This window comes from Candidatus Arsenophonus nilaparvatae (assembly GCF_045346035.1).
Taxonomy (GTDB): Bacteria; Pseudomonadota; Gammaproteobacteria; order Enterobacterales; family Enterobacteriaceae; genus Arsenophonus; species Arsenophonus nilaparvatae.
This window is the reverse complement of sequence record NZ_CP158507.1, coordinates 248,574-271,156: the sequence shown is the minus strand read 5'-3', so window position 1 is coordinate 271,156 and position 22,583 is coordinate 248,574. Positions and strand designations below refer to the sequence as shown.

Below are 22,583 nucleotides of genomic sequence, written 5' to 3'. Positions count from 1 at the left end.
GTAAAAGTAGAAATTATGAATAATGATATTTCTCTGATTACCCTATTGGCGTTTTCAGCCTTATTACCATTTATTATAGCGACTGGCACATGCTATATAAAATTTTCTATTGTTTTTATTATGGCTAGGAACGCTTTAGGACTACAACAAATTCCTTCTAATATAGTATTAAATGGTGTTGCATTAATGTTGTCATTTTTTGTGCTACTGCCTGTAGTAAAAACCAGTTATCAAGAATTTAATAAGGTTAATATAGATTATAAAGATATTGATTCTATTATTAATTCAGTAAACTCTGGATTAGGTGGATATAAAAATTATTTAATAAAATATTCAGATAAAGAATTAGTGTCATTTTTTGATAAGTTACATCAAAAGTCAGATGATGGAAATTATGATCAATATGAAAATGGTAATGAAAGCTCTATTATTTCATTGCTTCCTGCATATGCCTTAAGTGAAATAAAAAGCGCTTTTACTATCGGCTTTTATTTATATTTGCCCTTTGTTGTTATTGATTTACTTATTTCAAGTATTTTATTATCACTTGGAATGATGATGATGAGTCCGGTAACAATATCTGTTCCTATAAAATTAATTTTATTTATATGCTTAGATGGATGGAGCTTGTTATCAAAAGGATTAATAACTCAGTATATTGAACTAGCAACAGGATAATATATAAAGTTTATGAGTAATATAATTTTTGCAAGTAATAAGGCATTATATTTAATATTGATCTTTTCATTATTTCCGGTCATCGTCGCTACTATTATTGGGCTAATTGTTGGGCTTTTTCAGACGATAACTCAGCTACAAGAGCAGACATTGCCTTTTGGATTAAAATTAATTGGTGTAATGGGATGTTTATATTTACTATCAGGTTGGTATAGCGAAGTTCTCTTAAGCTATGCTCATGAAGTTATTAAGCTAGCACTATCGTGATTTAATATTATGCATATAGATACTAATTTTTATTTTAATATTTATAATTTTTTGTCTCATTTAGCTGTCGTAGCTTCGCGTATTTTTCCAATATTTTCTATTATTCCATTTTTATCTAATAATATTCTATCCTCCACGATTAAATTTCCTCTTTCACTATTTATTGCTATGGGTGTATGGCCATATGATGCATATGATTTACCTCAATTTGAATCGATCAATTATTTAGTCATCTTGCTAAAAGAAATTATTATTGGATTAATGATTGCTATTTTTATTTCTTTACCTTTTTGTGTTTTACAAATAGCAGGAAATATTATTGATAATCAAAGAGGAGCGACATTAAGTAGTAGTATTGACCCTATTAATGGTGTGGATACATCCGAGCTGGCTAATTTTTTTAATTTATTTGCGGTGACACTATTTTTAGCTAATGGTGGGGTTATAACTATTTTAGAAATTTATAATTATAGTTATCGTTTGTGGCTACCTTTTTCAATGGAATTGCCATCAGTTTCAAATATTTTAACTTTTATTTCTTATGCAATTTCAAAAGCGATAATGTTAGCGAGTCCATTAATTATTATTTTTTTAGCCACTGAAATTATGCTCGGGTTACTTGGTCGATATGCACCTCAATTAAATCCATTTTCTATTGCTTTAACTGTTAAAAGTCTAATTTGTTTTACTATACTGATGATTTATTTTTCTTCATCTTTTAGCGAAACGGTATTAGTCATGCAGCAAATATCTTTTAAATTGATTGAAAACAGTATCTAATGGAATACTATGTCAGCAAACAAAACGGAAAAACCAACGCCTAAGAAGCTAAAAGATGCAGCTCAGAAAGGAAAAAGTTTTAAAAGTAAAGATTTAGTTATCAGTTGTCTTATTTTTTTAGGTTGTTTATATTTGACAAATTATATTAATTTCACAGCCATAATAGATATTTGGGCGAATACATTAAAAAATAATCATCGTATTACACCATTAAATTATACTTTTGTCCTTTTATTTTCGGCATTAAAGATTTTTTTACCTTTTCTTTTTTTATGTATATTAATTATTATGCTTACGACGATGGCACAGACAGGATTTAAAATTGCAACTAAAGTATTAAAATTAGATTTTAATACTTTAAATCCTATCAATGGAATTAAAAAAATATTCAATATTAGAACGATAAAAGGCTTCATTAAAACATTTTTATTTATCTTAGTATTTTTTATTGTTACATATATTTATTGGGGTAATAATAAAAAAATTATTTTTGCTCAAATTTATTTAAATATTCAAGATGTTTTTTTAGTATGGAAAACGTTACTTATCGATTTTATCGTTATTTTATTATTGTCATCTATTATTGTCTTGATTTTAGATTCTGTTGCAGAGTATTTTATTCATATTAAAGATTTAAAGATGGATAAAAATGAAGTTAAACGTGAACATAAAGAGCAGGAAGGAAATCCTGAAATCAAATCAAAAAGAAAAGAATTGCATGTCGAGATTTTATCCGAACAAGTAAAAAGAGATATTAAGAGTTCAAAATTTATGATTGCTAATCCAACACATGTCATTATTGGTATCTATCTAAATCCGCAAATAGTTGCTATACCAATGGTCTCAGTATTAGAGAAGAATCAACGAGCGCTTGCTGCTCGCGCATATGCTGAAAAAGAGGGCGTGCTGGTAATAGAAAATATTGCATTAGCTCGTCGAATATATAATACCCATCAACTTTACTCTTTTATTAATTTAGAGGAAATTGGTGAAATAATTAAAATTTTAAGTTGGTTACAAAAAGTTGAAAATGAGTGGGATAGCGAGGTTACATAAAGAACTAACATTTTTTATGAGCGTTATTTATGTGAATACGATTTATTTATCTGTTTTAATTGTGAAAATGAATGCTAATAGCAATTCAGGAGATTTACTATGCCCTATAATAATGAAAATATATCTCTTACTCAGAATGAACAAGATAGTTTTGGTCTTGAAGAAACTATTCTGACCGTTATGAATACGGGTGCCACACTAAAAGATATTTATGAAATAGATGAAAATGTTATAGAGAATATTTATGCGCATGCTTATGAATTTTATCAGCAAGGTAGGCTTGATGAAGCTGAAAAGTTTTTTAAATTTCTATGTATGTACGATTTAAAAAATGCTGATTATTTCATTGGGTTAGGTGTTGTTTATCAGCTTAAAAAGGATTATGCCAAAGCCTGTGATATTTATGCTTTATCTTATGTAATGGCAAAAAACAATCATTGCCCAGTTTTTTATTCAGGCCAATGCCATTTGCAAATGGGAGATATTGCTAAGGCACTTTATTGTTTTGATTTAGTTTGTAATGAAAGTACCGATGTTAAATTAGTAAAAAAAGCGGAAGTCTATCGAAAAGTTATTAAAGAAGCTAGATTATCAGAAACAGAAGTTAAAACAGAAACTTCGATTTCTTAATGTTTTATATTTTTAATTAGGAGTTATTATATGGGAGAGATAGATACATTTAATATAAGAAAAAATTTTTCTAATAATTTTAATAATGAAAATATAAATGCTGATCATTTTAATGAAATTGCTAGCGTTATTAAAGATAAAATTACTATTTCTCCCAAAGAAAGTGTTCAATTAAATAATAAAGCTAAATTAGAATTAATTCTAGCATCAGAGTTTAACAATAAAAATGTATCTGATAATTCAATAGATATTCTGCAGATTAGAAAGCCTAAATTTTCGCTGTCAGAAAAAGGTAATTTATTATTAGTATTAGCTGAAATGCAAAAAATTAGTGTCGATCTTCAAGGAAATAAATTAAAACTTAGAATTGAACTTTTTAATGTTAAATTAAAGGCTAAGACTGAAAATGCTAATCAATTATCTAATGAAATAGATCAGTTGAATCATGACTATCAACAACAATTAGCGCTTTTAAGTAGCATGAAAATCAAGCTTGAAAGTTTACAATTGAGTAAGAATGAGCTTGAAAAAGAACTTAGTACTAAAAAAAATGATAAAAATAACAAACAGATAGATTATCAAAATTTGAAAGAAAACTTAGCTGATAAAGATTTGGCCTTAGAAAACCAGTTAGCAGAAGAAATTAATGATCTTGCTGAATTTATTCAACAAAAAGAAACTGACTTAGTCGAATTAAACGACACATTTGAGATGTATTCAAATGAGTGTAAGACTGCCATGAAAGACATAGCTCAATGTACGGGTTTAATTAATGATGCGCTTAATAAATTGAGTCAATTCAAAGCAGCAGACAGAATAGAAAGTGATAAACCTATTGAACAGCATATTAAAGAAACTCTCTCAAATACAGGTGAATTATTAAAAATTTTATCAACACTAATTATTAATATCGGTAATTGTGCAGTTGATAAATTAAAGGATGATCTTGAGATTAATCGTAAACGGGCGATGGCTAATCAAAACGAATTGAAACGCCAATCTGAAGAGTTTGACCAGCAGGTACGCAAAGCCGAACAAACGCAAAAAATAGCTAAATGTGTAGGGCAAATCCTTGGTGGTTTGGTTATGGCTCTTGGGGCAGTCAGTGCGTTATTTGGCGGCGCTGGAATTGCTTTGATGGCTGTTGGTGTAGCGTTATTAGCGGCAGATTTTATCGCTGAAAAAGCGACCGGTCGATCATTAACCGATAGGATCATGAGCCCGTTAATGGAGCATGTTTTTATGCCATTAATAGAGATGTTAGGTAAAGTTGTTGATGCGATATTGGAATATACACCACTGGGTGGTTTGTTAAAAGAGATCGATAAGGCAGCAGGAACTGATATATGTGGGATAACAAAGGGCATTGTAACGGCGGTGGTCGCGGTTGCAGCCGTTATTGCTTTAGCTTATGTGGCGAAATCGGCGGCAAAGTTTCTTATTGAAAAAATGTCACAAACTTTTATTGCCTCAATGGTACAAGTTGCTAAACAAGCAATAGTTCAGGTAATAAAGAAAATTATTCCCAACGTGGTAAAAAATGCAACTAAGCAAACATCAGCGGTAGTAAAAAAAATAATTGATGAGATTACTAAAAAGTTAGAACAAATTGCCAGTAAGATTTCAACGATGATGGAAAAAACAACTCAGCAAATCAATAAATCTGTATTTAAAAATATGAAATTAAGCACACCAGAAGAAATTCATCGTTTAATGAAAATTACCGGAAATAGATTAGTTATGAGTAATCAAGTCATTATGTTTACCAATACAGCAGCGCAAGGCGGTTTAAACGTTAATGTTGCCAATGTTCAGCTCCAGAAAGCTAAGATCACTGCTGATATGTTGTTTGAACGGTATGAAATTGATCGTTTAATGGATGATTCAAAGAATTTATTTACAACTTATAAACTTCTGCAAGAGAGCATTATGAAATTATTTTCTAATATAACAGAGATAATCACTGCTCAGAATAATACTGGTAAATATATTACTAAGTCTATGCGTGCTTAAATTAAAGAGGAAAATATGACAGCAATAAGTACTTCTGATAATAGAGCTATTTTGTATCAAACGGATCGTAATATTGATGATGCCGATACTATTTCAAATAAGGAAAAAACTTCTTTAGCTGGATTGTCGCTATCACCAATCGAGATACAAAATATAATAAATAATAGCCCCCAGGATGAAGCGGAAAAATCTGTAATACGACGACCAGATGTTAAGAGTTATGGAAAGGTTCAAGCTAGTGATGTGAAAAATGCTTTTGAGGATTTACTTACCAATATTGAAAAGAAAGAACAATTATTTAACTTTTCTCTATCAGATGAAGATCTTGCGAGTATTGCTGATACTATAAATCGTTTTGAGATTACAAAGTTAGCGAATGGCTATACAGGTAACCAGGATAGCTTACTTCTGGCAATGATTAAGGCAGCTTTGAGTCAGTCAGAGACTTGTCGTCAATTAGCCAATATGGAGACTAAGATCGCATACGACTCAATTAAATCAAGTGCTAGTAATACGGTTATGGCGGCTCATGAAGGGCAAAAACAAGCGATAACAACGGCAATGGTTTCTCTTGCCATGGCGGGTACAGCAACTTTTGGTTCGATTAAGAGCTTAAAGAATCAAAATTCGTCACTGAAACTTCATGAAACTCAATCGGTTAAACACAGCGCAGCTGCAACAGAACATCGAAATGCGGCGTTAAATGCTTCTCGTGACCCAGAGATGAATAATGAAGCGGTAGAAAGCTTGATGGCTAAAGCTCAGGAATTTCAGAATAAATCCCAATTTTCACAGGTGGCTGGACGCGAAGCGCAAAATGAAGCGCAAAAAATTTTCGTGGCGTCAAATGCAGTGCAGCAAAATTCAGCATCGGTGGGGCAGATGGCAGGACAACAGCATGCAACAGCGCAGGCAGAAAAATCTGGGCAATCACAAATGGATTCTGCGCAAGAACGTACTTTTAGTGAAGTAGCGCAAATAACTAAAAAAAATCATGAAGAATCCATCGCATTAGTGAAAAAAGCATTAGAGATGTACTTGGAAGAGAGCCAACGTAGAGTCGTAACTTGTCGAGCTATTATTGGTTAATTTATTAACGACATTCGATTTAAAAAGTAAAGCACTGGATTAATATTACTGAAATTTAAGGCTAATATGAAGTGCCCTGATTGGGTTTTTTAGGCAATATCGGTAAAGGAATGGAGATGGAAATTTATAACCCTTCTATATATAAGGCACCCATTTTTTATAAAAATGATGATAACGGTGATAATGCTGATATTGATTTTCCTCAGGCGAGTAATAAAAAAGACATTATTGATAATTCAGAACTTCAATTAAATGAACTAAAAAGTTGGCGTAACCGAAATGAAAAGTTGGTTGGATACAATAAAAAATTAATTCAGTCCATGGCAGAGGAAGCTAGTAATAAATTAGTTCAATCAGCAGAAATAATAAATAATAATGGCCGTTTGTTGTTATCGTCAAACTCCCTACGCGCAGGGCAACAAATAGAAAATCAGATAATGACATCGTTATCGGATAGTCTTAATTATGAGGGGGAAAACAGTGAAGAGATTGACAAAAAAATTAGAACGATACGTAGCGTAATAGATAAATATAAAGAAGAAAATATACCTGGTTCAAAAAAATCATTATTTAATAATGCTAATTTTTCTAAAGTTAAATCAAGCCGGGAAATAGCTAAACACTTATTTCAAAGTATTACTAATATTAATAAACATTATTTAAAAATTTTTCAGGATGGCGCTAAAGTTTATGCCGATGTGTTAAGAGAACTCAATGAAATACTTGCCCCATTTAAAGATGCGATAAAAACGGATAAAGATACGGTTGAATTTAAATTTGATGAAACAAAAGAGATAATTGATAATCTTATAAAACTGAAAAGTAAGTATGGCCATAGAAGGCTGGTACCTTCTAAGGGTAGTCTAAAAAGTCAAGATGAGGCGATTGCATGGGCTAAACAGCTTGGTTTGGATGCCAAGAAATGTATTGTTATTGATGGTAATAATTTCTATCTTAAAATAGATATTAGCTTTATTGATCAACTAATCGACCATTTTCCAAAGATTAGCACTAAAAAAGGTGAAAAAAAATTTTTATCGGATGCTAGTTTTAATTCAGTACGCTGGGCAGCTTGGCAATCTGGTTTTGACCAATTTAAAACAGAAGCGCAAACTCTTTCACAAACCGTGACGCAGAAATACTCAAATGCTAATGCTATTTACGATAATGTTATTAAAATATTGACCAATACAATTAGGGAATTACTAGAATCGAATAAATCATTCCTTATTACTTAATTGGAGAGGAGTTATGCCTAATCCATCTTATATTAATAGCACCAACTTAGCAGCAAATTTTAGTCTGCCACTAGACAAAGCTAATTATTCTAAAGATATATCAACCCAGTATGCTAGAGGGATCCAAAAAGTTAGTAATAGTAAAGATTCGATTGCTGTTACTTCATATTCTGAGCAACCTGTTTTAGCCTTTGATTGTAACGTAAATAGTAATATTAATCACAGTGGCAATGTTTCTCTCAATGAACGTATGTATAAAGCTAAGAACAGCATGCCAGATTCAAAAAAGGCCATAATGATCAGTTGTGATAGTCAATTCGATCTATTAAAAACAGGCTGTCAGGTATTTTTTACTCATTCTCCTAATAGCTTCAAAAAAAATACTTTTAGCCAACTAACATATGAACAAAAAGAATATCTTTATCTCTTTTTTGCCCTATTTAATTTTATACTAACATCAGATTTAACTAAAATTGACAAAAAAAAATCATATGAAGAATTTAATGATTTTTTTAAAAAAATATTAAAATATAAATGTGATACTTCAATATTAGATGGGACAACCACTAAAAAAGTAGAACAAGCACTTAAATTTCAAAAAATGGCTAAAGATTTATTAAGTAAATATAGTGAAACTAAAAATGGACTATCTTTTTCTAATTATATTAAACAACTTGCATTAAAAGAATTATATGCTCATTTTAATAAATATGATATTAAACAAAATATCATTGATAGCAAAATAAAAAATGGACGACTTTTTTCGCCAAATTTTAATATTTTCTATAATAAAAGAATGTTAACTATCAATAATGAAAAAGATATCTTGATGCGCTTTAATAATATTGTTAGTCTTGAATTTATGATTTTTGATACATTAAATCGTTCATATGAAAAAATTGTAGAGGATACGGCACCTAGTGCTCCGCCTGAATCATTGATGCCTGATTTTCAAAATGTGAATATTATTGGATGGAAGCCAGAGTACCGGTTAGAGTTTCAGCCACAATATATTAATAAAAATCCTTGATTTGGTAACAGTTATTGCTAAATTATATAAAAGATGAACTCATGTTAGTGAAAATTAAAATAGCTATAATTTAATTTTATAAATAAGATAATTGATTCTATTTAATAACTATAATGAAAATTTAAAATATTAAATTTAATAAATAGTACTATATTTTTAATACGGTATAGATTTTAATTAAATAAAATTTTAGCTGCATCATTTATAATGAGATAATATATGGATGCTTTAGATTACAGAATGACAAATAGTATTATTGCAAAATGCCTCAATTTATCAATTAAAGAAATTTTACCAGAAATGCATTTAATATATGATTGCATGGCTGATTCTTTAATGTTAATAGATTTATTTATTGAACTAGAAAATTATTATCATATAAAATTTACCAGTAACAATATTGAAAATATAGAAACTGTTGATGACATATACAAATTTTTAAGGGCGATATAAAAAATTTTCAAGCAAAATATAGTAGTTACATTAGTAAATATTACATGATTTATTTTTTCCTTCGTTAATTATGATTATAATTTGATGATTATCTGGTTATGATTTTTTTTATAAAAAAACATATCTTAGTCAAAAGTAATAATTAGATAAGTATTAACTGTATGGAGATGAATAAAGATAACCAACTCGTTTTTAGGATCCTGAGTGGAAAACTAGCTGGGTGTGAATTTTTGCTTGATAATCTTCATACTGTTTTTATGGTTACAAATGATAGCACTATTGAGACAATACATAAGGGAAATTTATATCCAAATAACCTTATTTATATTCCTTGCGTTGATCGTGAATATAGCTTTGAAATAGTTGTTGAAAATAATGCATTAAGTAGTAATGGTAATATAACTGTTAGAGAAATCAATGATGGAAATATAGATAATGGACAAACTATTGCATTAAATGAAATATACCATGTTAATGACCTTTCGTTTGCGATTCGTAGCATGAGTGATAGCTTTAACGCAGAAGTTTTGCATTATCGTTACCCTATTATTGATATAACGGCAGAGAAGGTTTTGCCAGTTAAGAAAAATTATTTAGCCATAACCCTGTTTCTTTTATTGATATTATTTCTTATAGGTTTATGTGCTTATTTTTATTTTACTAGTGAGCAGAGAAAAATATCTAAGCTTTCTGTTTTATTGCGTAATGATTTAGAACATTATCGCATAAGCTATGGTCAGGATAATATTATATATCTGTTAGCGAGTAATGAACGTTACGTTTATCATGCTAAAAAGTTATTGAATAATAGTGATGATGATAATCAAGTGAAAGTATTATCGAGAAAGCAGCAAATAAAAGCTATTTCTTGGTGGTTAAGAAAAAATTTTCCATCAGCCTATTTTCACTCTATTGAACTGGATAAGGCAGAGCAGCCAGTAATATCACTGAGTAAAGAAAGGACAAGCCTAGCAGATAAAGAAAAATCGAATATTATTAATAAATTAAAAAAAGATTTTTTATTTGTTAGAAATGTAGTCTTTCAGTCGATAAGTGATAAATATATCGAAAATATTTCAGAAAATGGAATTAAAAAATTAAAAATAAATTATAAGAAAATTGTCTCTAAAAATAGTATTACTTTTTTTATCTTAGATAATTTAAGTGATCAGGAAATACAATCAATAAAACTTTTTATTAATAATTTTTATCAAAATTGGGAAAAGAATTATATTTATTTTACTATTGAGTTAAATAGTGACTGGTTACAAGATAAATCTTATAGGTATGGTAGTAAAAATTATATACGTACTTCTCCATTTCACTATTATTTTAATAAAAATTAACAGGAGGTTTTATATGACTGTATCACCTAGCGGTGGCAAAGTTGGTCCGGCTGATGAAGGTAAATTTGATACAACACAGTCTGTTGGTGGTTATCTGGTACAAAAATCTGCCAGCTTTGATAAGGGTGTGGTAAATATGAATAAAGAACTTGATGCAACCTTAATTGAATTAACTAAAGATCCATCAAATCCCATGCTGTTAGCTAAATATCAGTCTCTACTCTCTGAATATACCTTGTATCGTAATCTCCAATCTAACGTAACAAAAACGCTTAAAGAGACGTCTATGAATACAATTAGAAATACGTAAGCTAAATTTTATAGAAAAATATTTCTGTTAAGAGTGATTTATGAAAACAAAGATTTTTAATTCTTTTGTTAGTAACTATCTTATTGATATTACTAACTTAACTCCTGATTCAACTGGCTTGGATAATCATTTAATAGCCAGTTTTGCTAAGTTATCTCACAAAACTAAAATGGAATATGATCAAATATTGAATATGGCAGAAAACCCTATCAATATTTCCGATCCGAAGTATCTAGGTTATCTTCAACAAAGGACCGCAGATTATGGTTTACGTATTTCATTATTACAAACGTTAGTTCGTAAAGGAGTAAATGCGGTTGAAACATTATTGAAAACCTAGTATGAAAAAAATTTATCTCAGCATAATTTGGCTACTGTTATTATTAACGGGCTGTCATGAACAGGAACTTCTTAAAAATTTGGATCAAAATCAAGCTAATGAAGTTATCGCTTTATTACAACAAAATAATATTGATGCATATAAAAAAGAGAGCGCTAAATCGGGTTATATTATTTATATCGAAAAAGAAGATTTTATTCCAGCGGTAGATTTAATTAACCGTTATGGTTTACCACGTAAACCAAGATTAGAAATTGCGCAAATGTTTCCATCTGATAGCTTAGTATCATCGCCGTTAGCTGAAAAAGCACGCCTCTATTCAGGAATTGAACAGAGGTTAGCGCAATCTTTACATTCTATTGAAGGTATCGTAACTGCCCATGTGCATATTAGCTATGAGTTGAATAGTATTGAAAGCAAAAAAGAACAAAAATATCATGTTTCGGCATTGATTAAATATAATGATACGATTAAAGATGTAAATCTATTAATTAATGATATAAAAAGATTTTTAAAAAATAGCGTCAATGGCGTAAGTTATGATGATATTTCTGTTGTTACCACAGAAATGGAACAGATAAACCGATTAAAATTAACATCTAGTCATCAAGGGGCAACATCTGGTTTAATATGGCTATTTTCTGCTAATGTTTTTATTATTTTAATCATCTTTTTTCTATTTTTCTTGATAAATAAAAATAGAAAAACACCCGCTTTACTGACGATGAATAATAATTTGGTAACAAATTTCATTAAAAAAAAACTTATTATGAAAGATAGAAGTAATAAATAAATGGTTATGTCTAGTAATACAATTAATTTTTTTTTGTATGATCCGATATCTTAGATGCATCGCGATCATTTTTCTATTCCTGCAATTTTTAATAATAAAGTTTGTCGATCGATTTTTAATAGTGTGGTAATAAATTTTTATTCTCTCCCGATTGATAGTACTTTTAATCAAAATTATGTTGAAAGATATATTATAGAAAATTGGAAGAGCATGTTGCAGGTTTCCTTTATGTTAGCTTGCTTACGCTATCGTTCTCTATTATTTCACAGTGGAAAAATAGTAAAATTAGATGAAAATATAAGAAACTTTTGTAAGTTAAATATTATTGATGATTTTTTTCTTGTCGAAAAAAATGATTTTGCTGATATTGATTTTTGGTTATTAGCCAGAAATGAACTATTTATATTTCAAGACTATTTATCAGATACAGTAATAAAGCGATTGGCGATATTATTTCCCCGAATAGACAATAATGATTCTAATTTTGCAAAAATAAATCCACAATTTAGTTTATTAAAGTTAGCTGTTCAATATGCAAAAAGATATCAATATAATAGATAATGTTTTATTAAAAAAAGAGATATTGGCTGAACATAATAAAGCATGTTCAATTGCAGATAAATCAAGGAATTATGCCAATACTGTAGTTAATAATGCAGTCAAAGAGTCAGATAGAATAACCAAAGAAGCATTTTTGATCGGCTACAAAGCCGGATTAAAAAGCATTATTGATAATATTATCTGTTATTTTAAAAATTCTGATGATATTTATCATGCAATGCAGCAAAAAGTACTAAATCAAGTTAATCAAAGTTTGATTAATATTATAAATGATGAAAAGTTGGTTTCTTATTTTATTAATAGCTATTTAGCTAGTTTTTCTACTAGTTCAGCAACAGATGAACTTATTATTATTCAGCCAGAATTATATAAAAAGTTAGAATATAAAATTATTAATAGTATTGATTTTAAAAAAGAAAATATTATTTTTGATTATCATGCCGAAAATTATTTTCTTATTAAATATAAAGATAATATGATAAGACTTGAGCATAATTTTATATTAGAACATATAAATTTATCTATCCAAGAAAAGTACTTTTATAAAGAAATGATCAAAAATATTGATCAACTTATTGATAATATTTAACCTTTAGGATAATAGCATGAAAATTCTGATAATTGATAATATTGTGTCATCTATTGCACCATCCTCTCTTAAAGAAACTAAATTATTAGATGATAGATTGAGAGAAAATATAATGGCTACAAATGGTAATGATTTCTCAGAGGTAAATAAAAAATCTGGAGTTAATATTATTTTTTTTACTCAACTTCGTGAAATATATGATAAAGCCCAAGAAGATGAAGAGGAAGGATTATAAATGGTAAGTAAAACTATTTTTATTTATCTTATCATATTTTTTCCTTGCATTATCAGTGGTTGCCATAATTTTCGTGATCAGAGTAATTTTTTAGGCAGCGATTTAAATAATAATTTAAAATGTGAAAAAGTAAAAAGTAATCTAAATAAATCTACACCGATAGTTTTGTATAAGGGAATGGTAGATTGCATAAAAATAAATCAATATAAAAATGGTATTTTCCTCTATCTATTAGCCGGGAGTTATACTTATTATGATGCAAATCGTATAAATACTTTTTATGCCAGAAAGGTTCATCATGATTTATTGACTGAAAATTTAGCTTTGTTAACTACAGCCGAATATAACTCTTTTTGGCGTATTTTGAAAAATTTTATGCAGCAAGAAAATCAAAGAAAGATGGTCTGTAGCAAAATTGAGCGGATTGGAGCTCCTGATTATCAACCAATTTATATGTTAAGAAATAAAGTTACTACAATATCACGATATAATATTGATTATGTTTTATTCAAAAAAAGTTTAAATAACTACTTGAATTGTTGATATTAATTGTTATCAGTTATTATTTTTAATAAAAAATAAATTGTTTATCATAAGTTAGTCTTTTATTTTCTTTAAATGTTATATTTCAGTATTTATTAATTTTTCCATCATGATTATGATTAACATTTTAGCTAACATACCATTATGCTAAATGTCTCATTTGATGGTGAATATTATGGATTGTATAAATTATAATATTGGACAAATGATAAGAAAAAAAAGACAAAAATTGCAAATTTCGGCAGCAGATCTGTCAGCATTATTAGGTATAAGCCAACAGCATCTCTCTCGTTATGAGAGAGGAGAAGTTAAGATTAATGTTGAATGGTTGATCAAAGTTTCAAGGGTACTCGATATCGCTATAGAAAGCTATTTTGTTAATTCCAGAATTAATTTCTGGGAGGACTATTATAGTATGGGAAATTGTTTAATGGTAACTAAAAATAAGCGTTAATGTGTATCTAATTTATTTTAAACAGTATATTAAAACTAGGAATTGCGATAATAGTGATCAAATTTCAAATATAATCTTCTTCGTCCCTATAGAAAAATAAACTGCATCTTTATTTTTCTTTTTAATAACCAATAAATAGTTATTGCCCCCATTTCTTCGATAGGAATTGGGGGATTTTTAGTTTTTTTAGCTAAATTTATACTAGTGTATTATGCTATGTTTGACTTAATTGTATAAATTATTTCTATTTTCAGATGGGTATCTGCCATAATAAAAAATAAATATTATTTATGCTATTACTAGTTTTTATTATTAATTATTTAAAAAATTATATATTATAAAGCAGAGCGTATTTATGGAAATAACCTTTAGTAGTGTTGTTAATATAAATCATGTCAAATTAAAAACAGACAATAATAGTGATAATAATAAGCTGAAAAACAACAAATCAGCAAAACAAAGATTAGATGAAAATATGGCAACAGTGATATCCTCAGAGGAACTGCCTGATATCGCTGCTCATTTTGAAATGATGAATGCAATGAGTGCTCATCGAGCAGAAAATATACGTAATACTCAATTAAAAAAAACGATTTCAAGCGAAATTCTTGTTGATGTTCTCAATTTAATTAATGCTGCTGACAATAATATAAAACATCTAAATAATATAACTGGGTTGAGTTATTATCTTACAGTAAAAGATAAAATTAATATAAAACAATTACAACTAGATAGTTATAGACAGCAATTAACGTTATTAAAAACAGATGAAGAGAAATATAAAATAATTGAAAATGAAATAGTTGAGATTGAAAATGATATTGAAGTTTATCGTAAAGTATTGTTGATAGCAGAAAAATCTACTCGTGCTCATCAACTTAGTACTATAGGTTTTTCAGTAAATACAATTCCTATTTTTAGATTTACTCAAGCGTTAAACAATATAATTAAAAAAAATTTTTATTATTCTCTATCAGACAATAGTAGCAAAGTGTTTATCTATGGATTAGATAACATAATTAATTTAATTGATCAAACGGATAAATATGTTTCTGATCACTACTTAAATATGATTGAAGCATTATATGAAAATAAATTAAAAAGTATAATAAGAACACCTATACATTTTAAAAGAGAAGATATGATCCAGAATATAATTAGACTGCATGCAGAAGGTTGGCAAAATAAAACTGTCGCAGAAAAAGCAGAATTATATGAAATGATTAACGCATCGGATAGAATAGTAACAAAATTTAACAGTGGTAAATCTATTATTGAACCAGAAATTGAAACATTAAATATTTATGCAATATCTGTTTTAGCATCTATTTATGAAACCGATTCACATGTATTTGGTAAATTATCATTAGATGATCTTATATCAACAAATTATGTTTATAGCTACAAAGATGAACGAGGCAGAACTGAAGTTGATATAACAACAATTTATGAATATATGTTACGACATATAAAAGAAATTGATTCACCATTATCAAAAAGAGATCATATTAGACTAAAGTTTCCTGCTGAGTTTCAACCAGGTTTAATTTCTTATCTGGAAGAAGAGTGCGAAAATATCAAAGAACATTATTACTTTATTAAAAATTTTCAACAGTTAGAAAAAGAAGTAAATGATATTAATGAGTTAATACCGAGCTCAGTGCAATATTTAACTAATTTTTTATCTGATTTGGGTAATAAATATCGGGTGAAAAACCTTTCTTTAACAGATGAAGTAGATTATAAAATTATAAGACGGGGTTTTGGATATTTGGATGCTACTCACCCAGTTAGTAAATCTAAAAAATTTACAATATATGATATTCTTATAGGTAGAGATAGACAATATATATCAAAAGAATTAGGTTTTATTAATTATTCTTTACTGAGATCATTTCCTCTAAAATATAATAAAGAAATAATCGACGTTATTGATTCAGTTGATATTCAAGCTGACTATACTAATAAAATAGAACTATTAAAAAGTAATAATAATTTAAAAAATAATTTTTATCATTATATCGATGATTTAATTACTGTTTATAATAATAAAAGCAAACCTTATTATCTTATCGAAAATTGTTCATCACTGTTAGTTTATGCGCAGCCTGAAATAATAGATCGGACTGGGTTAGACCAAATTAATTATCAATATATCCATCCTGAAAATACTCCAATTAGTGTGATCTCGATCACTACCGGTCAACGCCTTCAATTTAGTTCATTACGTGATATGAAAAATCAAATAAAAGATAATAAAGAAATAAGTGCTTGGTTTAATTATCACTTTCCGCTTGATTATAAAATGGCTGCTTTAGAATTAAAACTAATAAAGAAGGGTAAGGATTATTCTTATTTATATGAAAATATATTGGAAAAGTATCTTGCTGATATAGATGTACTAGTTTTTTCTCATAGTGAAGATAACATATTTAATACATTTGAATATATTAAGTTATTGATATTACCTGTTTTTTTTATGGGACCTTTAGGGGCATTTTTATATGGTAGTTTAATTTCTGTGATGCCTTTACTTGGCCAGGCAGCTATTAGTGATACAGCGGAAGAACGTAATAGTTATCTAAAACAAGCAGCCTTTGCGATGGCTTTAGAAGTTGCCGGCAGGATTTCCACTGTGGTTTTACAAAAGATCATTTCTAAGGCAGCTACGCTTTATGCGAAGATTAAATTACCTAAAAAAGTATTTGCTACTCAAGATAATATTTTTAGTGACTTGTCTCATTATGGAATAAACCGAAATTTAACGTCCAGCATAGCGGTAAAAACGGCAGAGATAGTGTCGCAACCACAGAATATTAATGTTATTAACAGCACTAATATGATGAGTTATTTAGGTTTGGCTCCGAGAAATCGTATAAGAGAAGTTATTCGTTCAAATATGCTGACTGGGACAAAGTATGAAACTGCCGAACTTTATATTGCTGATATATTAAAGCAAGCCAATGTAATCAATGAATTGCAAGAACGGTCATTAATTGAAAATCTAAAAAAGACAAAAAATTATACTAATTTTTTGCATAATAGTGGTTTATTTAATAATGTCAAAAAAATAACCACCATGGATGAGCTTTTGCAAATTAAACAAGGAGAACTTGTTGTTTTTACCCAAACGCTGGCTAATACAGATAGGCCAGTACATGCTATGGTCAGTGTTGGTAATGGTCGTTTTGCCGGGGTAAAAAATAACCTATTGGATGTTAATTTAGGCGATGGCAAGAAAATTATTACAGCAGAACAATTAGGCCAATTTGACAGCGGTATTTTAAAACATTCAAGTTCATTGGAAGCAGCAGGATTGAATGTTTGGGCTGGTTACCCTAAAGGAGCAAAATACAGTTATGGCCAACCAATAGAAGAAGTTGCTAGAAAATTAGCCTCAGAGCCTATCGCAGATTCAGCAAAATGTGTTGCTGAGCTATTAGAGCAATCAGGCGAGTTATCTTCTGAGCAAGCATTGGTATTTTATGACGTTGCGAAAGCACTATATTCCTCCAATACTCATCAAAAGGCGTTACAACAGTTGATTACTAATCAAAAACAAATTAATCATTATTCTGAATTAGCGTCGTTACCCAAAGGTAGCTTGGTTGCTTTTCATGAGAATAATTATACAGTTAAGAAATTAATGGTTAGCTTGGGTGATGGAAAGTTTGCAATTAGGCATGCAGATCATTTGGAATTAGCTTTTGGTGGTAATTTTACTCAACTTGCTGATGGTAAATTTGGTCCCTATCAAGTAACGGCCGGTAAGGTTAACTTATCGGCAATGCGACAAGCGTCATTGTTAGGAAAAGATTCCATTTTTGGTTTAAAAGGTAATAAATTACTTATCAGAGCACATGGCGCACCATCGATTATTAATTATATGGATTCGATTGAATTTGCAAATGTTGTTAAGGGGTTAATTTTAAGAACAGAAAATTCGATTGATTTACGAAGTGTCGGCGCTATAGAGTTACAATCATGCTTTGGTGCTTTTGGCCGATATCCTTCCGGAAAGATTTTAGCGAATGAATTAGGTAAAAAAGTAACAGCTTATCCATTAACTTATAGTGAAAAGATTGCGCAAAATCCCGAATGGTGGCGGCCGTATCCTAAAACATTTTTGCCATCGAATTATTTTAATTTTACTCAACTATGGTTAATTAATCAGCAACACATGCGTAATCATAATTTTTGGAATAAATTACTTGGTTTACACAAAAACGTTACAACGATTAATAGTCGCATTACCCGAGCAGTAGATCATAATGAAGCGGACAGCATTATTGAATCACTAACATATGATATAGCAAAGTTAGTCTTAAAAAAAATAAGCATTGATGATTTTTTACAATTACATGCAGAATATTTTAGTGATAATTTAACAGAGGTTCCGCCAGCTGTGCTAAAGTCAGCATTAGAGGCTTTATTGGGTAAGGATATACCTGATAATGAACAAAGTTTTGCTCAACAGATAATAGCCGTTTTTTCGTTAAATAGATATTCATTTCAGTTATTGGATAATTATCTCACCAATATATAATAGTCTTAACTGATGATTATATTATTAGCTGATGTACATGCAGCTAATAATAAATCCATTTTTCCGTAAAATTTAGTAGTATTGAATTCTATTATCAATAAGGATGATAGCAGAATAATTACTGTTAAAAAGCGTTAAAATTTTTTCGTATTAAAACAAGTTTTCGCTAGTCTATTTTAGGCGTTGGTATTGAAGGTTTTACTATTTATCGTTGAATGTTGCAATTTAGCGCTAAAATTTTCACTATGTTAGCAATAGGATGAATATCTTGGAAAATGCTAATGGCAATTTTTCATTTAATTTTTTTAAAATTTATTTTTATTTTTTTAATTAAATTTTAAATTAAAAATAAACATTAAAATAACAAAATAAACTTGGAAATGTTTTAATGTATTAATGAAAAAACCTTATCTTTAATGTCAAGTTAAAAAATAACAAAATTATCTTTACTAATTATTTTAATAAATAACAAAATAAAAAAATGACTTTATTAAATTTTTTATTAATCGTGTTTTGTAGGATATTTATTTTGAGGATATAAAATGACTAACATAGAATTTAAAAGTAGTCGTTGGACCAGAGCTGATGCTCTTAAAGTTTGTATTGATGATCCAACCACGACTCAACCCCTCATTGATTATAATTTTCCTGTTATGGATGAAACGTTGTTTATCTGGGATACCATGCCGCTGAGGAATTTCGATGGAACGATTGTTTCGGTTAATGGATGGTCAATCATTTTTACGTTAACGGCTGAAAGACGTCCAGATTTATTCAAATATAAAGATGGTCGATATGATATAACAAGTGATTGGCATGACCGTCATGGCCGTGCTCGTATCTGTTACTGGTATTCAAGAGATGGTCAAAGTTGGGAATTCGGTGGTCGAGTGATGCAAGAAGGGGTTTCACCTACCAGCAGAGAATGGGCTGGCACACCGATCCTGATCAATGATAAAGGTGAAATAGAGTTATATTATTCCTGTGTCACACCAGGCGCGTGTATGGCTAAAATTTGTGGTCGTGTTGTTACATCAAACACTGAAGTTAGAATGGTAGGTTTTGACGAAGTGATCCAGCTATTTTCGGCGGATGGTTTTTATTATCAGACAGAAGAACAAAATCAATACTGGAATTTCAGAGATCCATGGCCTTTTATCGATCCTATCGATGGAAATCTGTATATGGTGTTTGAAGGTAATGTGGCCGGTGAGCGAGGTACACATGTTATTACCAGTGATGATATGGGGGATATCCCGCCTGGATATGATGACGTTGGTGGAGCGCGTTTTCAATGTGGTTGTATTGGAATTGCGGTTGCAAAAGACAAATCTGGCGAAAATTGGCAATTGCTTCCTCCATTGATCACTGCTGTGGGGGTGAATGATCAGACTGAACGCCCACATTATGTATTTAAAGACGGTAAATATTATTTGTTTACTGTCAGTCATCAGTACACTTATGCTGATGGTTTAAATGGCCCCGATGGGGTATATGGTTTTGTTAGTAACAACCTGACCGGACCTTATGAACCATTAAATGGTTCTGGATTAGTTCTTGGCAATCCATCTACTCGCCCTTACCAAACTTACTCACATTATGTTATGCCTAATGGCCTAGTCACATCATTTATTGATAATATTCCCAATCCCAATATAGATGATGACAAAGGGCAATATCGCATTGGCGGAACTGAAGCACCAACTATCCAAATAAAAATTGCAGGAAACCGCACATTTATGGTGAAAGAATTTGGCTATGGTTATATTCCGCCAATGGAAAATGTTGTAGTAAGAAAAAGATGTAGTGATTAACGAGTTATATTGGCTAAATTTAAGTTAAATTTTCGCCTAGATGAATAGATATTTAAAATTGTATTTTCTGACAGATCTATTATTTAATTTATTTATTTTAATTTCTGGTTGGAAAGTTAACCTATCTTTAAAAATTAAAATGTAACATTTAGTTGTTATTTCTGTTCTGCTATTACCTCATATCGAATGGTCAAAAAGGAAGATAAAATTAATTTAAATGTATAAGAATTTCAAAAATAATTTAACGAAAAATTAACATTAATTATTAAGCAGCATAACGGGTATCAAACGTGATTTTTTTCTTTTTGAGGCGAGAGAAAGATTTGTCAATAAGCGGTAATGATGTTTTTATGAACAATATGAGTTAACTTTGTACAATTGAGTGGATTTTAAGTAGATCTCCCCTTACCCCAAAAAGGGGACGTAACGCATTCGAGCAATCTCTAAAGCATGATCGACTAATTGAGCTATCCTCAATCCTTCGATAAAACGAGAAAATTTCATCCTGCCACCACAAAGAATGCAACTAAACGGATCGACTCCTAAAAACCGCTGGCTTAGCAGGGTAAAAGTCATCGAACGTTTTCTTTTGAATGCCGATTGTCCCACTGCTTTTCTAACAATATCGAGTAATTTTCCCACCACTCGATTTGCCAAAAAACCAAAATAACGGATCATCCGAAAATGTTTCTCGGGGATCTGTTTGATAAGCCGTAAAATTAATTCTTTCTGGGTTAAATCTAAATTTTTATAATGACCGGTATTATGGTCGAAAAACCGCAACGTAATGCGACTTCCTCCATCATAATGCGCTAGCCTTGCGCCAGAGACTGGCGGTTTCTTCAGGTAACGCCCAATATACTTTGCTGTTTTTTGGGCATTGGATGTCGGGTCGGCAAAATAAACATGCCAATAATCTTTACCTTCAGCATTTTTCCCTGCATTCAGAATAAACCGCTTCCACTCATCATAATCTCTTATGTGCTGTAAACTTTCAGGTAGGTAAATTTTCCCCAGACAGAAAGAAGATATTGTCGAATATTCCACATCCAACGTTTTCTGACTTTAGCGAGGTCAAATTGCATCGACTTCCATTTTTCATTTTGATTGATGCCGCCCATTGTCCATGAGAGATGAATATGCGTGTTCCAGTTTAGTTTTCTCCCATAGGTATGTAGCGCACCAAAAATACCCATTGTTAATCCCCGTTTTTTTGCTGCATAAAGTAAATTGTCCGCAGCAAACGGGAACAGTTTCCCTAGTAACCATCGATTCAATTCAAAGAGAAGCCAAAGACTATCCGGCATCGTAAACGTACCATGTTGCCATTCGACATCCGGTAAACGCATTATATTTGTGTCTATCCAAGTATCCGTGGCTTTTGTTCCACAGGATGGACAACCTCGTCCCTTGCAGGTAAAACAAACTAACTTCTGATGAGCACAATCTTCATTTTCACAACAGTATTGACGGAACCCCATCATCGTTGTGCCACAGGCTAACATTTTTGTTACCACCTCGATTTCAATATCTCTCAGTTGGGTAGTTTCCATGATCGCCGCCCATGCATTATTCCGCTCAAAAAGCAATTTTAACGGTTTGGGTTGAAAATCAGCTCTCATCGGGAAGTTAACTCACGGAAAAAAGAAACGAAATTAGCCATTTAACGATTAATAACTGTCATGTTTTAGGGTGAAAAAATAATCAATTTTAACGTTGCAGGATTATTTAACCAAATCTTATTTAACTAACCGACAAAACACGCTATAAAACGTCCTGTATCACTTTTTATGAAGAGATATACGATGGGTAATAGGG

General features: G+C 30.1%; 21 protein-coding genes and 1 pseudogene. 21 read left to right on the top strand and 1 reads right to left on the bottom strand.

Features of this window, described 5'->3' with window-relative positions; all coding sequences use genetic code 11:
• Positions 1-15: 15 nt before the first annotated feature.
• The 21 genes from WH390_RS01290 (at position 16) to WH390_RS01190 (ending at position 20,765) form a co-directional block, all read left to right on the top strand.
• A complete protein-coding gene (locus tag WH390_RS01290; protein ID WP_032115432.1) occupies positions 16-678 on the top strand; it encodes an EscR/YscR/HrcR family type III secretion system export apparatus protein in 663 nt (220 codons plus the stop codon).
• Positions 679-690: 12 nt separating this feature from the next.
• Entirely contained in the window at positions 691-945 is a 255-nt protein-coding gene (locus tag WH390_RS01285) for an EscS/YscS/HrcS family type III secretion system export apparatus protein (RefSeq protein ID WP_032115431.1), read from the top strand.
• 9 nt (positions 946-954) lie between these two features.
• On the top strand, positions 955-1,725 hold the full coding sequence (sctT, locus tag WH390_RS01280; protein ID WP_032115430.1) for a type III secretion system export apparatus subunit SctT: 771 nt from the start codon (positions 955-957) through the stop codon (positions 1,723-1,725).
• Positions 1,726-1,734: 9 nt separating this feature from the next.
• Positions 1,735-2,781: an EscU/YscU/HrcU family type III secretion system export apparatus switch protein gene (locus WH390_RS01275; protein ID WP_406850624.1), complete on the top strand. Its 1,047-nt coding sequence runs from the start codon at positions 1,735-1,737 to the stop codon at positions 2,779-2,781.
• A gap of 99 nt (positions 2,782-2,880) precedes the next feature.
• Entirely contained in the window at positions 2,881-3,411 is a 531-nt protein-coding gene (locus WH390_RS01270; protein WP_032115428.1) for a SycD/LcrH family type III secretion system chaperone, read from the top strand.
• A gap of 30 nt (positions 3,412-3,441) precedes the next feature.
• Positions 3,442-5,424 carry a type III secretion system translocon subunit SctE gene (gene sctE / locus WH390_RS01265; RefSeq protein ID WP_032115427.1) on the top strand — a complete coding sequence of 661 codons (1,983 nt, stop codon included), beginning with the start codon at positions 3,442-3,444 and terminating at the stop codon, positions 5,422-5,424.
• A gap of 15 nt (positions 5,425-5,439) precedes the next feature.
• Positions 5,440-6,513, top strand: coding sequence for a hypothetical protein (locus WH390_RS01260; protein WP_032115426.1), 1,074 nt, complete (start codon positions 5,440-5,442; stop codon positions 6,511-6,513).
• Positions 6,514-6,629: 116 nt separating this feature from the next.
• Positions 6,630-7,751 carry an IpaD/SipD/SspD family type III secretion system needle tip protein gene (locus WH390_RS01255; protein WP_032115425.1) on the top strand — a complete coding sequence of 374 codons (1,122 nt, stop codon included), beginning with the start codon at positions 6,630-6,632 and terminating at the stop codon, positions 7,749-7,751.
• A gap of 13 nt (positions 7,752-7,764) precedes the next feature.
• Entirely contained in the window at positions 7,765-8,781 is a 1,017-nt protein-coding gene (locus WH390_RS01250) for a hypothetical protein (RefSeq protein ID WP_032115424.1), read from the top strand.
• A 219-nt stretch (positions 8,782-9,000) separates the two neighbouring features.
• On the top strand, positions 9,001-9,234 hold the full coding sequence (locus WH390_RS01245) for an acyl carrier protein (RefSeq protein WP_032115423.1): 234 nt from the start codon (positions 9,001-9,003) through the stop codon (positions 9,232-9,234).
• Positions 9,235-9,401: 167 nt separating this feature from the next.
• Positions 9,402-10,580 (top strand): PrgH/EprH family type III secretion apparatus protein, encoded by a 1,179-nt coding sequence (locus WH390_RS01240; RefSeq protein ID WP_187290946.1) that lies wholly within the window; start codon positions 9,402-9,404, stop codon positions 10,578-10,580.
• A 13-nt stretch (positions 10,581-10,593) separates the two neighbouring features.
• On the top strand, positions 10,594-10,890 hold the full coding sequence (locus WH390_RS01235; RefSeq protein ID WP_081932889.1) for an EscF/YscF/HrpA family type III secretion system needle major subunit: 297 nt from the start codon (positions 10,594-10,596) through the stop codon (positions 10,888-10,890).
• Positions 10,891-10,930: 40 nt separating this feature from the next.
• Entirely contained in the window at positions 10,931-11,230 is a 300-nt protein-coding gene (gene sctI / locus WH390_RS01230; protein WP_052044883.1) for a type III secretion system inner rod subunit SctI, read from the top strand.
• Between the two features lies 1 nt (position 11,231).
• On the top strand, positions 11,232-12,023 hold the full coding sequence (gene sctJ / locus WH390_RS01225) for a type III secretion system inner membrane ring lipoprotein SctJ (RefSeq protein WP_052044882.1): 792 nt from the start codon (positions 11,232-11,234) through the stop codon (positions 12,021-12,023).
• 54 nt (positions 12,024-12,077) lie between these two features.
• Positions 12,078-12,584, top strand: a complete 507-nt coding sequence (locus WH390_RS01220; RefSeq protein ID WP_032115421.1) for a hypothetical protein — start codon at positions 12,078-12,080, stop codon at positions 12,582-12,584.
• A complete protein-coding gene (locus WH390_RS01215; protein WP_032115420.1) occupies positions 12,556-13,173 on the top strand; it encodes a hypothetical protein in 618 nt (205 codons plus the stop codon). Before WH390_RS01220 ends, WH390_RS01215 begins: the two co-directional genes overlap by 29 nt.
• Positions 13,174-13,189: 16 nt before the next feature.
• On the top strand, positions 13,190-13,408 hold the full coding sequence (locus WH390_RS01210) for a hypothetical protein (RefSeq protein WP_032115419.1): 219 nt from the start codon (positions 13,190-13,192) through the stop codon (positions 13,406-13,408).
• Positions 13,409-13,951 (top strand): hypothetical protein, encoded by a 543-nt coding sequence (locus WH390_RS01205; protein WP_032115418.1) that lies wholly within the window; start codon positions 13,409-13,411, stop codon positions 13,949-13,951.
• 175 nt (positions 13,952-14,126) lie between these two features.
• On the top strand, positions 14,127-14,405 hold the full coding sequence (locus tag WH390_RS01200) for a helix-turn-helix domain-containing protein (protein ID WP_052044881.1): 279 nt from the start codon (positions 14,127-14,129) through the stop codon (positions 14,403-14,405).
• Positions 14,406-14,760: 355 nt separating this feature from the next.
• The gene (locus WH390_RS01195) at positions 14,761-18,951 is read left to right on the top strand and encodes a hypothetical protein (RefSeq protein WP_032115417.1); all 4,191 of its coding nucleotides are present in this window, start codon (positions 14,761-14,763) and stop codon (positions 18,949-18,951) included.
• Between the two features lie 542 nt (positions 18,952-19,493).
• Positions 19,494-20,765, top strand: a complete 1,272-nt coding sequence (locus tag WH390_RS01190; RefSeq protein WP_032115416.1) for a glycoside hydrolase family 68 protein — start codon at positions 19,494-19,496, stop codon at positions 20,763-20,765.
• Between the two features lie 405 nt (positions 20,766-21,170).
• Here WH390_RS01190 and WH390_RS01185 read toward each other — a convergent pair.
• A pseudogene (locus WH390_RS01185) lies at positions 21,171-22,387 on the bottom strand (IS91 family transposase).
• Between the last annotated feature and the right edge of the window lie 196 nt (positions 22,388-22,583).